Annotated in this window: 15 protein-coding genes and 1 pseudogene; 6 read left to right on the top strand and 10 right to left on the bottom strand. The window is 66.8% G+C overall.

All coding sequences use genetic code 11. The features are described from left to right. Positions 1-4 precede the first annotated feature (4 nt). From WD430_RS17300 to WD430_RS17290, 3 genes are all read right to left on the bottom strand, one after another. On the bottom strand, positions 5-1720 hold the full coding sequence (locus WD430_RS17300; protein ID WP_339103662.1) for a PH domain-containing protein: 1716 nt from the start codon (positions 1718-1720) through the stop codon (positions 5-7). 5 nt (positions 1721-1725) lie between these two features. Next, positions 1726-2187, bottom strand: coding sequence for a PH domain-containing protein (locus WD430_RS17295; protein WP_339103661.1), 462 nt, complete (start codon positions 2185-2187; stop codon positions 1726-1728). 98 nt (positions 2188-2285) lie between these two features. Further along, positions 2286-2540: a BolA family protein gene (locus WD430_RS17290; protein WP_174680026.1), complete on the bottom strand. Its 255-nt coding sequence runs from the start codon at positions 2538-2540 to the stop codon at positions 2286-2288. A 160-nt stretch (positions 2541-2700) separates the two neighbouring features. Here WD430_RS17290 and WD430_RS17285 point away from each other — a divergent pair, with 160 nt between their 5' ends. From WD430_RS17285 to WD430_RS17270, 4 genes are all read left to right on the top strand, one after another. After that, positions 2701-3201, top strand: a complete 501-nt coding sequence (locus tag WD430_RS17285) for a hypothetical protein (protein ID WP_339103660.1) — start codon at positions 2701-2703, stop codon at positions 3199-3201. A gap of 179 nt (positions 3202-3380) precedes the next feature. Beyond that, positions 3381-4412: a patatin-like phospholipase family protein gene (locus tag WD430_RS17280; protein ID WP_339103659.1), complete on the top strand. Its 1032-nt coding sequence runs from the start codon at positions 3381-3383 to the stop codon at positions 4410-4412. 102 nt (positions 4413-4514) lie between these two features. Further along, a complete protein-coding gene (gene cysS / locus WD430_RS17275; RefSeq protein ID WP_339103658.1) occupies positions 4515-6008 on the top strand; it encodes a cysteine--tRNA ligase in 1494 nt (497 codons plus the stop codon). A gap of 116 nt (positions 6009-6124) precedes the next feature. Beyond that, entirely contained in the window at positions 6125-6835 is a 711-nt protein-coding gene (locus tag WD430_RS17270; RefSeq protein WP_339103657.1) for a DUF6517 family protein, read from the top strand. A 171-nt stretch (positions 6836-7006) separates the two neighbouring features. On the opposite strand, the gene WD430_RS17265 is transcribed toward WD430_RS17270, so the two are convergent. The 4 genes from WD430_RS17265 to WD430_RS17250 form a co-directional block, all read right to left on the bottom strand. Further along, entirely contained in the window at positions 7007-8107 is a 1101-nt protein-coding gene (locus WD430_RS17265; protein ID WP_339103656.1) for a presenilin family intramembrane aspartyl protease PSH, read from the bottom strand. A gap of 118 nt (positions 8108-8225) precedes the next feature. Beyond that, positions 8226-8486, bottom strand: a complete 261-nt coding sequence (locus WD430_RS17260; protein WP_339103655.1) for a Gar1/Naf1 family protein — start codon at positions 8484-8486, stop codon at positions 8226-8228. A gap of 1 nt (position 8487) precedes the next feature. After that, entirely contained in the window at positions 8488-8769 is a 282-nt protein-coding gene (gene srp19 / locus WD430_RS17255) for a signal recognition particle subunit SRP19 (RefSeq protein ID WP_339103654.1), read from the bottom strand. A 61-nt stretch (positions 8770-8830) separates the two neighbouring features. Continuing rightward, entirely contained in the window at positions 8831-9922 is a 1092-nt protein-coding gene (locus WD430_RS17250; RefSeq protein WP_339103653.1) for a PGF-CTERM-anchored ABC transporter substrate-binding protein, read from the bottom strand. A 60-nt stretch (positions 9923-9982) separates the two neighbouring features. Between WD430_RS17250 and btuC the strand changes: the two genes are divergently transcribed. Continuing rightward, positions 9983-11113: a vitamin B12 ABC transporter permease BtuC gene (btuC, locus tag WD430_RS17245; protein ID WP_339103652.1), complete on the top strand. Its 1131-nt coding sequence runs from the start codon at positions 9983-9985 to the stop codon at positions 11111-11113. 164 nt (positions 11114-11277) lie between these two features. Beyond that, positions 11278-12585: pseudogene (locus tag WD430_RS17240) on the top strand (ABC transporter ATP-binding protein); the annotation flags it as partial. Between the two features lie 36 nt (positions 12586-12621). Here the strand turns inward: WD430_RS17240 and WD430_RS17235 are convergent. The 3 genes from WD430_RS17235 to WD430_RS17225 form a co-directional block, all read right to left on the bottom strand. Continuing rightward, positions 12622-13737 carry an acyltransferase gene (locus WD430_RS17235; protein WP_339103651.1) on the bottom strand — a complete coding sequence of 372 codons (1116 nt, stop codon included), beginning with the start codon at positions 13735-13737 and terminating at the stop codon, positions 12622-12624. A gap of 253 nt (positions 13738-13990) precedes the next feature. Continuing rightward, positions 13991-14137, bottom strand: a complete 147-nt coding sequence (locus WD430_RS17230) for a hypothetical protein (protein WP_339103650.1) — start codon at positions 14135-14137, stop codon at positions 13991-13993. 212 nt (positions 14138-14349) lie between these two features. Next, entirely contained in the window at positions 14350-14733 is a 384-nt protein-coding gene (locus WD430_RS17225) for an ACT domain-containing protein (RefSeq protein WP_339103649.1), read from the bottom strand. Positions 14734-14886: the final 153 nt, after the last annotated feature.

The raw sequence follows: 14886 nt of genomic DNA, 5'->3' as shown, positions 1-14886 counted from the left end.
CAACTCAAGTGAAATCGATCGTCAGCCCGCTGTCGTCCGCACGAGCGCGCTCGCGCAGGGCCGTCTGGAGGCGGTTTCGGCCGGTGCCGTGGACGGTGCGCGCGTCCTCGAGGTCGACGTCGTAGATCGTCGGCGACGTCCAGAAGAAGCTGCGCGAACTCGCGGTGTCGACGACCAGCGACGCGAGCCCGAGGCGGCGCTGGAAGATCGACCGTCGCGTCGAGACCGTCTGGATGCGGTAGTAGGGGATGACGGTCGTCCGGCGCTTCCAGAAGCCCCGCCGGACGACGAGGTGATCCTCGCCGACGTAGTAGCCGAGGTTCGCGTACTTCAGGTGGGCCGCGGGCGGGACCGCGACGAAGACGACGGCGGCGACGTACCAGCGCTCGAGGACCGTTACCCGCGTGACGGCGAACGCGGCCGCGACGACGAGGGCGGCGACGATCGAGTACCGGACGAGGTACCGTCGGCGGGCGATCGTCGGCGGGCTCCTGAACCGCGGCGATTCGACGCCGGTGAGCGTCTCGGTGAATCGGTGGACGCGACCCCGTTCCGCCAGCGGCACGGCCGACTGGCTGCCGCCGCTGTCGCTGTCGGGGCCGTACCCGGCCGTCTCGACCCACAGCCCGGCGTAGCCGATCAGTCGCTGGAGCGGGTTGGCGGTCACCGTCACCGACTGGACCTTCTCGACGGGGATCGAGCCGCTGTAGCGCTGGAGCAGCCCGCGCTCGTAGACGAAGTCCCCGCCGGCGCGACCGAGCCGGAAGTCGTAGTAGGCGGCGAACGTGTAGACGACGCTCAGCACGTACGCGCTCACGACGCCGTTGACGATCGATACCACCGTGAGGACCCCGTAGCTGGTGGTCGACCCCTCCCCCAGATTCGAGGGGCCGCCGAACGGCCGTGCGGCGCTCACGAGCAGGTCGATGGCGAGGTCGGTCGCGAGGAAAAACAGACCCAAGAGGGCCGCGACGGCGGCGGGACGGAACGACGTGAACGAGTAGAGCAGGAGTTCCCGCGCCTCGAGTGCGAACAGTCGCTGTCGACGAGGTCGTCGCGGTTCGGGTTCGAAGGTGCGCTCGTGACTGTCTGAACCTGCATCCGGATCGCCCGTCGCCGCGTCCTCCGTCTGGCCGGCGTCGGCCGCCGGTCGGTCGGCATCGGCCGCCGGTTTCGTCCCCTCCCGCTCGCCGTCGCTCGAGTCCGCGTCGGTCGCGGAGGGTTGATCATTAGTCGTCGACGCGCTACGCTGTCCGCGCCCGTGACGGCGGTCTTTCACCTCGGCGGTCCGCGTGCGGATCTGGTGTTGCAGTCGGGTGGCCTCCGATTCGCTGACGAAGTTCAGCGCCGCTTCGGTGCTGCCGCCGCCGGCGGTCTCGAGCGAGACGACGGCGAGGCCGAGCAGTCGCTGGACCACCCCTTGCCGGACGTCGACGTTCTGGATGCGTTCGTACGGGATTTCGCGCGATCGGCGGGCGAACACGCCCGAGGCGACGTCGAACGTGTCCGGGGTGATGCCGTACTCGAACCGGTAGAAGTAGGCGATCCCGTAGGCCGCTCCGGCGACGAGTCCAACCGGTGCGGCGATGGGGACCCAGGCAGAATCGATCGGACCGAAGATCCCACCGAGGACGAGCGTGAGGATCGTCGCGACCGACAGCCAGAGGAACCCGTACTGGAAGGCGTAGGCGGCCGCACTGAGTGGGTGGAGGCGGTTCATCGCGATCAGACGGCGTCGGTGGCGTCGCTCTCGGTGGCCAGTTGGCGGAGCGTGTCCTGAATCGTCTCGGCTCGGTCCGGCGTCAACCCGGGGATGCGGACGTCAGCGTTCCGCGAGCCCGCCGTGTAGACGACCACGCTCGAGAGGCCGAAGACGCGTTCGACCGGACCGAACTGCGTGTCGACGTGCTGAACGCGGACGAACGGGACCGCGGTCTCGACGAACGTGACCACCCCGCGCTCCAGATAGAGCGCGTCAGACTCGATCTCGAACCGCCAGACGCCGTAACGACGAACGGCGTAGGCGATGCCGAGGAGGAGTCCGACGGCCACGACGCCGCCGAGGGCGACCGTCGGGACGTCGACGAGCCACCGGTCGACGGCGGCGATGACGACGCCGAGAGCGATCGCCGCGAGCGCCCCCTGAGCGATCCAGAGGAGTCGGACGCGGGGGTGAAGCGATTCCATACGCGTATCCTTTCAGGAGCGGCGGATAAAACTGGGGTTCAGTCGTTCGGCGCCGACTCGACCGGCCGCGATGGCGAAAGCCATGGGAATCCGTTCGACTACCCCTCGTACTCCTCGTACTCCTCGGGCGTGTAGGTCGACAGCTCGAGGGCGTGGATGTCGGTCGTCATGTGGCCGTCGAGGGCGTCGTAGACCTGCTGGTGTTGCTGGACCAGCGGCTGGCCCTCGAACGCGGGGGAGACGACCGTCGCCGCGAGGTGATCGTCGTCGTGTTCGTCCCGCGCGTGCGTGACCTCCGCCTCCGCGTCCTCGAGATTCGATTCGATGAGTTCCTCGACGTCTGCCGGTTGCATAGTCGAAACGACGGGCGCTCGAGGCAAAAACACGGCGGTCCCGGGGCGTCCGAGCGAGCGTCCGGACGACCGAGTGGTCCGGAGAGCGAGCGGGCGATCGGACGACCCGCGATCGGGGAACGGCGTCGTATTTATGGTGTCGGCCGCCCCGATGGGCGGTATGTCACTGGCCGCCGAGACCCGACGCACGGCCGAGGAGCATCCGTTTCTCGTGACGGCGCTGCGTGCGGGCATCATCAACTACACCGCTGCCGCCCGGTTCCTCGAGGTGGACGGCGAGACCGACGCGATCGCGACGGCGCTGCGCCGCTACGCCGAGGAGTTGTCTGCCTACGAAACGGACTCGCGCGACGTTCGCGTGCGCATGGAAAGCGGAATCGGGTCCGTCGACGGCGACGCGGAGGCGGAGGCGCTGCTCACCGTCGGCGGAGCGGCCTTCGGTCCCGACGGCGGCGACGGCGACCACACGGCGATCGTCGCGACCGGGGCCGTCGACGCGGCCGCGCTCGCCGCAGTCCTCCGGCGGTTGTCGCTCGAGGAGATCGCACCGATCGCGGCCGGCGTCGGCGAGGGGACGCTGCTGGTCGTCGTCGATCGGCTGGCGGGAGCGAACGCGTTGCGGGCCGTCGAGGACGCGCTCGCGGCCGTACCGACCGAATAGCCGCTCGTATTGCCGTAAATATATTTACAGGAGGACGTTGGCTATCGTGGGTGTCGGATGACTTCTCGCACCACGGCGACGCGCACGAACCGAGTACCGATCCGATCACTGGTTCGACAGGCCGAGCGAAATAGCGGCGCGAGGGCCCTCGCTCGACGACCGGGCGGGCGTGATGGCGGATGAGCGACGGAAACGGCGACGCGAGTCGGTCGGACGCGACGCCCGAATCGTCGACGGCGGACTCGAACGGGCCGCGACGGATCGCGATCGCCTGTCAGGGCGGCGGGAGTCACACCGCGTTCACGGCGGGCGTGCTCCGCGAGCTCCTCGCGAACTGGACGGCGGGCGAGGAACGGTTCGAACTGGTCGGCATCAGCGGCACCTCCGGCGGTGCCGTCAACGCGCTGGGTGTCTGGTACGGACTGCTCACCGGCGGCCCGTCGACGGCGGTCGAGATCCTCGACGGGATCTGGAGCGATATCGCGGCGAGCGACGCGTTCGATCGACTCCTCAACGACTGGGTCCGGACCTATACCCGCCTCGACAGTATGGGCGTCGGGCTGCCGAGCGTGAGTCCGTACCGCGTCCCCTACGACGACGCGGCACAGCGACGACTGGCCGAGATCCTCGAGCGGTACGTCGACTTCGACGCGATTCCCGAACTCAGCGGCGCCGAGCGACCGGAGCTCGTCATCGGCGCCGTCAACCTCGAGCGCGGCGACTTCGAGACGTTCACCGGCGAGGACGTCACCGTGGACGCGGTGCTCGCCTCCGCGGCGCTGCCGACGGTGTTCGAAGCCGTCGAGGTCGACGGGCAGCGCTACTGGGACGGGCTCTTCTCGCAGAACCCACCGGTACACGACCTGATGTCGGTCCCCGGCGAGCGGACGCCCGACGAGCTCTGGGTCGTCCAGATCAACCCTCAGCGACGGTCGGAGACGCCGACGACGCTCACGGAGATCGCCGACCGGCGCAACGAACTCGGCGGAAACATCTCGCTGAATCAGGAGCTTCGGTTCATCGAACGGATCAACGAGTGGATCGAGGCGGGCCACTTCGACCATCCCGACTACACGGTGACGACGATCCACCGGATCGAGCTCACGGGGTATCACCACGCGACCAAACTCGATCGCGATCCCGATTTCCTCGAGGAACTGATGGCGCGGGGAGAGCGGCGGGCCGCGGCGTTCCTCGCCGATCGGACCTAAGCTCGCCGCCGGCGATCACCGTCGCGTGCGCTCGGCGTTTCGGCCCTCACGCTCGCGAAGGAGGTCAAACGCTTTAACTACCGGCCGCGGGAAGTATCGCCAATGACCCTGCACGTGACGAACACGTTGACGGGCGAGAAGGAGCCGTTCGAGCCACGGGACCCCGAGAACGTCCTACTGTACTACTGTGGCCTGACGGTCTCCGACCCGCCCCACCTGGGCCACGCGCGGTCGTGGGTCCACGTCGACGTCATGCACCGCTGGCTCGAGTACCTCGGCTACGACGTGCGTCACGTCGAGAACTTCACCGACATCAACGAGAAGATCGTCGCCCGCGTCGGCGAGGACGAGCTGGGCGAGGACGAACTCGACGTCGCGGAGAGCTACATCGAACGCACGCTCGCGGACATGCGCTCGCTGAACCTCCTGCGGGCGGAGGTCTACCCCCGCGTCTCCGAGCACGTCCCCGAGATCGTCGACCTCGTCGAGACGCTGGTCGAGGAGGGCTACGCCTACGAGTCCAACGGCTCGGTCTACTTCGACGTGACGAGCTTCGACGACTACGGCAAGCTCTCGAACCAGGAACTCGAGGAGATCGAGTCACAGGGCGACCCAGACGAGCGTTCGGAGAAACGGCATCCGGCGGACTTCGCGCTCTGGAAGGCCGGCGGCGTCGACGAGAGCGCGGTCGAAGAGCACCGCCACGAGGGCGTCGATCACGGCGGCGACCCGCCAGCGGGCGAGACCTGGGAGTCGCCGTGGGGCGAGGGCCGACCCGGCTGGCACATCGAGTGCTCGGCGATGAGCATGACTCACCTCGACGAGACCCTCGACATCCACGTCGGCGGCCGAGATCTGGTCTTCCCCCATCACGAGAACGAGATCGCCCAGTCCGAGGCCGCTACTGGTCAGGAGTTCGCCAACTACTGGCTCCACTGCGAGCTGTTCCAGATGGACGACGAGAAGATGTCCTCGAGTCTGGGCAACTTCGTCACCGTCGACGACGCGGTCGACCAGTGGGGGACGAACGTCCTGCGGACGTTCCTGACCGCGGGGTCGTATAATAGCAAACAGCTCTACTCCGACGAGACGATCGCGGAGGCCGAGGAGCGCTGGGATCGCCTCGAGCGCGCCTACGAGGCGGCCGTCGAGGCGGTCGACTCCCCCGACGCGCGGACGAAAGTCGAGGACGCGGCGTTCCGCGAGGAGATCGAGACCGCCCGGCACTCGTTCGTTTCTGCGATGAACGACGACTTCAACACGCGCGAGGCCCAGTCCGCGCTGCTCGAGATCGCGACGGCGATCAACGCCCACCTCGAGGATCGCGCGGAGTACGACTACCGCGGGCTTCGGGACGCCGTCGACGCCCTCGAGGAGCTCGGCGCCGTGCTCGGTCTCTCCTTCGCCGGCGAGACGACCGGGACGGCCGACCTCGCGGGCGACGTCGTCGACCTCGTCCTCGAGGTCCGCGAGCGCGAACGCGAGGCGGGCAACTACGAGCGCGCCGACGACCTGCGCGACGAACTCGAGGCGCTGGGTATCGAGGTGCAGGACACCGACGACGGCGCGACCTATCGGCTCCCGTCCGGCGAGTAGCGGTCGCCCGGCGCGCCGCGAACCGTCGATTTGGCCCGCACGAGTCAGTTTTCAGGCACCACGACGTGACGACGTCCCCGAAAGTTATACTTGAGAACACGGTCGACACGAATAGTATGTATCGACGACGATTCGTTGCCGCGGCCGCTGCCGGTGCCGTCAGCGTCTCGGCGGGCTGTCTCAGTGGTCTCATCGACGACGCCACGACGTTCGAGGCGTCGCCGATCCGCGTCAGCGAGGACGCGGCCGACGCGGCCGGATACGCGTACACGGGAACCGAAGAACTCGTCGAGGAGCGGGAGTTCGCCGGTGAGACCGTCGAGGTCACCAACTATATCACCGAGTACACGCGGACCCTCGAGCTCCCGATGGACGAGCTCGGGCCCGAGCAGGAAGCCGGCGTCTTCGCGCTCGTCTCGACGCCGCAGGTCACCGTCGCTGGCGAGGACTTCAACCCCGTCGACGAGATGAGCAGGGCCGAACTCATCGAGTACGTTCAGGGACAGTACGAGGACTTCGAGGTCGGCGACAACGTCGGGGGCCGCGCCGTCACGAAAGGGGACATCGACGGCCTCGACGTGACGATCTCGTACGACAGATGGGAGGGGGCGGCGACGCTCCAGGGTTCGGCCGAGGTCGACGTCTACGTCGACGTCGCCAAGGCCGAACACGGGGACGACCACCTCGTGATCATCGCCGTCTATCCCGACGACGAGAACGTCCCGCTGGAGTCGGAGGCCGAGCGCGCCGAGACGATGACGACGGGCATCCAGCACGGGGACGACGTCGAGGTCGACCTGAAGGACGGCGACGAAAGCGACGAATAACGGGTCCGATAGACGGGACCGCGGTTCCCCGATAGACTGGTCCTATTCGTTCGTCGGATCGGCGCTCTCGCTCGAAACCGAGTCCCCCGTCTCGGTTCTCGGACCGTCGGCGGGATCGGCCTCGAGAGTGGCCCGGACTCCGCGACCGGCGGCGAACCGTCCCGTCGCGGTTCAGAGCCCCAGTGCCGTCGCGAGCGACAGCCCGCTCGCGAGCGCGCCGACGAGGTAGCCGGCGATCGCGCCGCCGTTGAGCAGCGGCAGTCCCGCGTGGGGTCGTCCCTTGAGGACCATGTGCATAAGCACGAGCAGGCCGGCGATCGTCCCGATCAGCGCGCCCAGTGCCGGGACGTTCAACGATATCCCGGGGACGTCGAGCGTCCCGACCTCGAGGAAGTACGCCGCGCTCGCGACGAGGACCGTCGGGATGACGGCGTCACCGAGCCCGATGAAGAGGGCGTCGCGCTCGAGGGCGTCGCCCGCGTCGGTCTCCGGGGTAGCGTCGGCGTCGCTTTCCGCCGACGCGTCGTCGGGACGCGGACCGCCGTCGGTGCTCGAGTCGGCGGTCGGACTCGGGTCGCTGGCGCTGTTCGAGGCGTCCGTGCCGCTCGAGACATCGCTCCCGGTGTCGCTCTCCTCGTGGCCGTCGACGACCCCCTCGGTGCTCTCGGGGTCGAGGTAGGAAAAGGAGAGCGTCGTCGGGACGACGAGGACGACGGGGATCTTGAGCGCCATCACGCCCTCGGCGAGGTCGAGCATGTGTTCGGTGCCGTAGACGCTGATCGCGTCGTAGACGGCGAGGACGGTAAGCAACAGGAGCGCCGGCAGGAGGCCGAAGCTGATGCCGAACAGCGCGGCCGCGCCGGCGCCCATCACGACGCCCGTGAGATCGATGACGTACCACTCCGGGTACAGCAGGAGGGCGCCGCCGACGGCCACGGCGGCGGCCGCGGCGACGACGTTGACTGAACCCACCGTGACCACGGATGGGACGAGTTCGTCGAAGACGTACCACGAGATCATCACGCTGACGGCGATGATCATGGCCTTGATGAGCCACTCGACGTCGTATCTGATGGTGACGAGCATGAGCGCGGTCGCGACGAGAATGATACCGAAGTAGACGAGACTGTTGGTCGGATCGTCGGGATCCTCGACGGACTGGTGGCCGCCCTCGTAGAAGGGCTCGACCAGCGCCAGCGCGCCGAGTTGGACGCTCAGAAAGAGCGCGACCGTCAGTCCGACGGCGAGGAGGGCTCGCGTCCGATCGTTCATGGCCCGCGGTTCGCACCCGGCTCCTATGGGTGTTTTCCTCTCCCCGCGAGTCGATTCGCGGGGTCGCCGATGCACGGGCCGTCGCACTGCGAGCGTCGAGACGAGGCCGAAGCGGACGTCACCGCGCGTAGAGCGTCGATCCGACCAGCGACGGCAGGTGAACGTCGTCGTCCGGAGTTACCGCGAGATAGGGGCGGTCGACCGGGCCGAAGACGTCGACGACGCGGCCGACCGACTCGAGGGAGTCGTCGAGGACCGACGTCCCGATCTCGTCGCGGAACCGGTCGCCGGAGTCGTCGGACGCGTCACCGTCGGTGTCGCCGGCCCGCAGGATGGCCAGCCCCTGTGCGGTACGGACGACGGAGCCGATCCGGCGCACGTCAGTCGCGCATCGCGACGACGTACGCCGCGACGGCCTGAACGAGGTCGTTCTTCGTCGAGTCGTCGGCGCCGCGGACGACGACTCGTCCCCGGTCGGCCCAGTGCTCCCGGGAGTAGGCCTTGTCCCGCTCGATCGTAGCGTCGTAGCCGATCTGCTGGACGGCTTTCGCGATTTCGTCGACCGTCGGTGCCTCGACCGCGAGATCCCGTGAGACGCGCCGCCCCTCCGAGCGGGTGCGGTTCGCGTCGAGATAGGCGGGCCAGATGACGTTTTCGACCATACACTCATCTCGGCAGTCCGACGGGTAAATGCTTTTCAAAACGGGCGGGCCGGGACTGGGGTTATCGACGGCGCGCGAGGACGCCGACGGCGGCGACGACTGCGCCGACCGCGACGGGGACCCCGAAGCCGGGGATCGTGTCTTCGGTCTCGCCGTCGCTCTCGTTCGTCTCGTTCTCGTCAGCGGTTTCGTTCGTCTCGTTCAGGTCGGCGGTCGCCTCCGCGTACGCCTCCGGGTGTACTTCGCCCACGATCTCCACGATCGGATAGATCACCTGCGGCGTGGGTTGGCTGATCTGATTTGCGTCGACGGCGACGAGGTTGCCGGACTGGTACGCGGTCGTCGCTTCGGCGACGTCGGGCATCCGCGGTTCCGCCGAGTCGTCTGGGTAGATGATCCACTCCGGATCCTCCTCGACGATCGTCTCCTCGCTCAGTTGCGGGTAGAACGAACCCGACGCCGCTTCGGAGAGGTCCTCGACGCCGGCCGTCGTCAGCACGTCGTGGATGAAGGAGTCGGTTCCGGGCGTCGTTCCGTCGGCACCCATGGGGTAGTACGCGAGGGGTCGGTCCGCACCCTCGAGCGCCTCGTCGACGATCTCGAGGCGCTCGTCCATCCACTGGACGGATTCTTCTGCGCCGGCGCACTCGCCGGTGAGTTCCCCGGTTCGGCGAGTGTTGTTGCGGACGTCGTCGATCGATCGGGCCTCGCCGAAGTGGTACACGTCGAGACCGGCGTCGCGGAGCGTCTCGATGTCCGACTCGGACGTGGTGTTCGCGGCGAGGACGACGTCCGGATCGAGATCGACCACCGTCTCGTGCTGGATCTGGTAGCCGTCGGTGACCGATTCGATGCCGTCCGTCTCGAGGTCGGCGACCGCCGGGTTGTCCGGAACGCCGACGAGGCGATCCTCGGCGCCGATCTCGAAGACCGTTCGCGCGTCGCTCGGTTGTAAGGCGACGACGGTCTCGGGCGGTTCCTCGAGGGTGATCGTTTCGCCCGTCGCGTCGGTTACTTCGATCGGGAACTCACACTCCGCCTGCGTCGCGTCCGCGGCGGTCGGTGTAACGGTGCCACTGCTCCCGGCCGCGGCGGGAGCGAACAGCGAGAGAACGAGTACGGCGATAGCGAGAACGGCGAGTTTTTGTCGCATCAGCCGATAAGTCGCGGTTCTTCAACAAATATTTGTCTAACCCAACCGAGGTTTCGATGTATGACGCGCCCGATCCGGACCGTCGCGTGGTCGGTGGGCCTCGCGGCGCTGCTCGCCGCCGTCGTCGTCGGGAGCGCCGCTCTCGGCGCAGTCAGTATCGACCCGGTGACGGTCGCGATGGCGATTCTGAACGCCGTCGCCGTTCCGTCGGGCGTAGTAGTCGATAGAATGATAGTTCCGGGCGTCGGCGTCGGGCTACCGGTCCCCAGTCTCGAGTATACGCCGATCTTCTCGTTCGAGGTCAAATCGACCCACCAGATCATCGTCGAGGACATTCGGCTTCCCCGGATCGCGCTCGCGGCGACCGTCGGGTTTTCCCTGGCGGCCGCGGGAACGGTGATGCAGGGCTTTTTCAGAAATCCGCTGGCCGATCCGTCGATCATCGGCGTCTCGTCGGGCGCCGCCGCTGGCGCGGTCGCGGCCATCGCCTTTCCGGCGCTGGTCCCGTTCGGCAGTCTCCACCTCTCGGCGTTCATCGGCGCGCTGGGGACGGCGTTTCTCGTCTACGCGATCGCGACCGAGGGCGGACGGACGCCGGTCGCGACGCTCCTGTTGGCCGGCGTCGCCGTCCAGGCGTTTCTCGGGGCGATGATCTCGTACATGCTCGTCCAGAGCGGCGACGACCTCCGACAGGCCGTCGTCTGGATGATGGGCCACCTCAGCAACAGTACGTGGGGCGACGTGAAGTTCGCCCTCCCGGTGACGGTCGTCGGGGTCGCGATCTTGCTGGCCTACGCTCGGGACCTGAACGTTCTCCTGCTCGGCGAGGAGGACGCCCACCACCTCGGCGTCGACGTCGAGCGGACCAAGCTCCTCCTGCTCGCGCTCGCGAGCCTCGTCACGGCGGCCGGCGTCGCCGTCGCCGGCGTCATCGGCTTCGTCGGTCTCGTCGTGCCACACATCATGCGGCTGCTCGTCGGTCCCGACCACCGCATCCTGCTGCCGACCAGCGCGCTCGCCGGCGCGTCGTTCCTGGTCGCGACCGACACGATCGCGCGACTCGGGACGCTGCCCCTGCCCGTCGGCCCCGCGATCGACACCCCGATCGTCCCCGTGGGCATCATCACGGCCGCGCTCGGCGCGCCCTTCTTCCTGTTCCTGCTCACCCGTCGGGAGGTGCATTCGGTGTGAGATTTTTCGACAGCGGACGCCGGACTGACGACGGCAGGCATCGGACCGACGAGGACGGACAGCGAACCGACGACGTCGACGGCGAGTCACCCCTCGAGCCGGCGTCGATCGCCGTCGAGGACGTCTCGCTGTCCTTCGGCGACCTCTCGGTGCTCGAGGACGTCTCGCTGACCGTCGACTCCGGCGAGTTCGTCGGCTTCGTCGGCCCGAACGGCGCCGGGAAGACGACGCTCCTGCGGGCGATCAGCGGCGCGCTCGAGCCCGATTCCGGGCGGGTAACCGTCGACGGCGTCGATATCCACGACGCGACCTCGAAGCGCTCGAGTCGGCTGGTCTCGGTCGTCCCGCAGGACACGACGCTGTCGTTTTCCTTCCCGGTCCGCGACGTCGTGGAGATGGGGCGGCATCCCCACCGCTCGCGGTTCTCGTCGCCGACGGTCCAGGACCGCGAGGCGGTCGAACGAGCCCTCGAGCGCACGCGGACCGCCGACCTCGCGGACCGGCCGATCGACGAGGTCAGCGGGGGTCAGCGCCAGCGCGTCGTGCTCGCGCGGGCCATCGCGCAGGCGACCCCCGTCATGCTGCTCGACGAACCGACGGCGAGCCTCGACGTCAACCACCAGATCGAGACGCTCGAGTTGGTCCGCGAACTGGTCGCGGAGGGGCGGACCGTCTGCGCGGCGATCCACGACCTCGATCTGGCCGCGCGCTACTGCGATCGGCTGGTGATGCTCGCCGACGGGTCGATCTTCCGAAGCGGTCCGCCGGGGGAGGTCCTGACCGGCGAGTCGCTCTCTGCCGTCTTCGACGCGACCGCGGCGGTCACGCGGAACCCGGTCACGGGGACGGAGACGGTGACGGCGTTCCCGAACGACGCCGGCGCCGAGGACCGAACCGAGGGGGACGGAAGCGACCGCCGCGTTCGCGTCCACGTCCTCGGAACCGGGCGGACCGCTGCGGGCGTCATCGCCAGACTCGCGACGGCGGGAGGGGCGTTCGAAACTTCCGTCGGGCCCGTCGCGAGCGGCGATACGGCGGCCGAAACCGCCCGCTCGCTCGGGATCGATCGCCTCGAGGTGGCGCCGTTCGAGTCGCTCTCGGCGGCCGATCTGACGTCGTTCGAGGACCGCGTTCGGGACGCCGACGCGACGGTCGTGACCGAGGGCGTGCTCGACGCCGGCGGGTCGGGGACGCGGCGACTCCTCGAGTCGGTCGAGGCGGTGGCCGACGCGGTCGTCATCGCGACGCGGGCGGAAGACGACGCGTCTCGAGCGGAGACGACTGCGTCTCCGGAACGAGGGCACGAGTTCGCGGCGACCCCGGAGACGGTCCTCGAGGCGATCCGGAGCGCGCTCGAAAGCGAACGTGACTCGACGTGCTCGTTCGCCGATTTCGGATCGTCGGAGACCGGCTCGAGTTCGTCGGACGGCGACTCGAGTTCGGGCGTGTCGGCCGAGTCCTCGAACGACTGACCGGACGGTGACGCCGATCGCGACCGCGTCGAACGCCTACTGACGTTGTACGTACTTGCCGATCGATCGAACGCTCGGGAGGTGGGAGCCGCCGATCTCGATCGCACCGACCCTGTGTGCCCCGATGTAGACGAGCAAGGCGCCGAAGAAGGTCGCCGGGGTCAACAGGAAGTGCCACAGGAACGTGGTTCGGATCTCGTGTCCCGTCACCGCCAGCACCTCGGCCGTCGTCTCGAGCGCGAACAGAACGGCAGGGTGTGCGACGTAAACGCCGACGGCGTACTTCCCCCACTCGGGGAGCGGCGTCCGCGCGCCGAGGGCGGGACGAGACAGGAGGAACAGGAACAGCGAGAGCGTGACGAGCGCCGTCGCGATCGTGTAACTCGACGTGTAGACGCCGTGCCCGAACGTCTCGCCCGTCAGGACGTATCCCAGAACGTATCGTTCGACGACGTGGAGCGCACCGAAGAGGACGGTCGCGCCGAGGAAGAGCGCGCTTCGATCGGAACTCGGTCGCCACTCGCTCGAGTGGAGGGCGTATCCGAGGCTGGTGTAAAAGAACCCGAAGAACAGCGCGTCCCTGACTTCGAACGGAACGTCCACGAACATCGTGTAGCTCGCTCCGAGGAGGCCGACGACGTGTAAGCCGAGCGAAATCGGCACCAGGTATCTCGTGGCGCCGAAGACGATGAGCGAACAGATGATCGCGAGCGAGAAGAGCAGCGCCGGAAGGAACCAGAGGATCTCGCTCACCGAATTGCCGTAGTACAGCAGCGCGAGCGGCGAGACGAACTCGGTCAGTTTGAGAACGACGGCGTTCACGACGTCACGGTTCTCGATACCGGCGCGTACGGCCGTCCCCGCGAGGAACACCGGGGCGGAGAGCAACAGCCCGAACACGTAGATCGACGAGATCGACGCCGCTCGCGCGGCGAAGTATCTGACCGGATCGCGGCGAGCGGTCTTGCGGGCGAAAAAGTACCCGGACGTCACGAAAAAGAACGGAACCGCGAACCGCGCGGACGAGTCTATCAAGAAGTTGAGAGCATCGCCGTACACCCCGATCCCTCTGAACGGGTCTGTATGTATTGTGATAATAAATGCCATCGCGATGATGCGCATTGCGTCTATACTGTAGATGCGCTCGGACATTATTCGGGCAGATTTCGTTCCGAGATATTGCTTTTGGGCCTTAATTACGAGATTTCCAGTCTCGCAGACATATCTGGTGGGACGATCCCGAATATCTACCTAATTTACTTGATAAATATCTGTCGGGATGCCGTATCGTTCGATTCCGTCACCGATATCGCCCAGTATGTAGTCTTATGGTGACATTATTCCCAGACGGAAGACGTGGACTGTCGAGTGCGGGCGTTCCAGCGGGCTCCTCGAGCGACTACGCTCAGTGCCCGAGGACTCGCAGGATAATGCCGAGTACGATCCCCGAGATTCCGACGACGATGCCGACCCCGGGAATGATGGGGATCGGGATGAGACCGATACCGAGGACGATCGCGAGCAGGATTACGATCGTGGAGAGTCTGACCATACTCGAGTGAGCGGACAGCGGGGCGTAGCCGTTGGGCTTGCTCTTGCGACAGCGATAGCGTTCGTTCAACGGATTCTCAGCGGAAATTCGCGTTCAGTGGAAAAACACTGACCGGAGCTGCTACCCGTATTTCTGAACATTGCCACAATCGACGTACGAGACGGAGAACGAGTTCGGTCTACAGGTATCGTGGATCTCACTGTCGATCGCCATCAGTCGGTGACGTTACATCCCAAATCTTCGAGTCGCAGTACAGCAGCATCAAGCTCGTCTTCCTTGACAAACACGTGATCGGTTGAGTACGTAGAGATGACGAACACCGAAACATCTACTTCGGCAAGGGCTGATGCAACCGCCGCCAGAAAGCCAACGAGTTCAAACGGGAGATCCATCTCGAACGTCAGTCGCTTCCACCCGGACTCAATCTCACTGGCATCGATCGTATCGACATTATCCTGCTCGACGACCACCGTGGTCTCCGTCTCGTCTTGAATGGTCGCAAATGCACCGGGATGATTGTGATCGGTCCGGCAGACTGCATATGTGTCGTCCGATACGCTGACTGTCCCGTTATGGAGAAAATCGGACGGATCCATACGGACAGGGACTATACAATGGCGTAAAAAGTGTGTCATGAGCAATGCGAGTGCTGCATCCGCAAATGAAGTGACCGATCCCAGAGGGACACGAGACCGCTCGCATACTGAGCGCAACTGGACGGTTTTTTACCGCTCCGCCTCCGAGTGGGC

The organism is Haloterrigena sp. KLK7 (assembly GCF_037914945.1).
Taxonomy (GTDB): Archaea; Halobacteriota; Halobacteria; order Halobacteriales; family Natrialbaceae; genus Haloterrigena; species Haloterrigena salinisoli.
This window is presented reverse-complemented; position numbering and strand designations above follow the sequence as displayed.

Bases quoted from the DNA above. Each gene is read 5' to 3' on its own strand.
- WD430_RS17235 (WP_339103651.1), bottom strand. From the start codon at position 13,737: ATGTCCGAGCGCATCTACAGTATAGACGCAATGCGCATCATCGCGATG.
- WD430_RS17225 (WP_339103649.1), bottom strand. From the start codon at position 14,733: ATGGATCCGTCCGATTTTCTCCATAACGGGACAGTCAGCGTATCGGAC.
- btuC (WP_339103652.1), top strand. From the start codon at position 9,983: ATGACGCGCCCGATCCGGACCGTCGCGTGGTCGGTGGGCCTCGCGGCG.
- WD430_RS17300 (WP_339103662.1), bottom strand. From the start codon at position 1,720: ATGAACCGCCTCCACCCACTCAGTGCGGCCGCCTACGCCTTCCAGTAC.
- WD430_RS17230 (WP_339103650.1), bottom strand. From the start codon at position 14,137: ATGGTCAGACTCTCCACGATCGTAATCCTGCTCGCGATCGTCCTCGGT.
- srp19 (WP_339103654.1), bottom strand. From the start codon at position 8,769: ATGGTCGAAAACGTCATCTGGCCCGCCTATCTCGACGCGAACCGCACC.
- cysS (WP_339103658.1), top strand. From the start codon at position 4,515: ATGACCCTGCACGTGACGAACACGTTGACGGGCGAGAAGGAGCCGTTC.
- WD430_RS17270 (WP_339103657.1), top strand. From the start codon at position 6,125: ATGTATCGACGACGATTCGTTGCCGCGGCCGCTGCCGGTGCCGTCAGC.
- WD430_RS17295 (WP_339103661.1), bottom strand. From the start codon at position 2,187: ATGGAATCGCTTCACCCCCGCGTCCGACTCCTCTGGATCGCTCAGGGG.
- WD430_RS17265 (WP_339103656.1), bottom strand. From the start codon at position 8,107: ATGAACGATCGGACGCGAGCCCTCCTCGCCGTCGGACTGACGGTCGCG.
- WD430_RS17280 (WP_339103659.1), top strand. From the start codon at position 3,381: ATGAGCGACGGAAACGGCGACGCGAGTCGGTCGGACGCGACGCCCGAA.
- WD430_RS17285 (WP_339103660.1), top strand. From the start codon at position 2,701: ATGTCACTGGCCGCCGAGACCCGACGCACGGCCGAGGAGCATCCGTTT.
- WD430_RS17250 (WP_339103653.1), bottom strand. From the start codon at position 9,922: ATGCGACAAAAACTCGCCGTTCTCGCTATCGCCGTACTCGTTCTCTCG.
- WD430_RS17290 (WP_174680026.1), bottom strand. From the start codon at position 2,540: ATGCAACCGGCAGACGTCGAGGAACTCATCGAATCGAATCTCGAGGAC.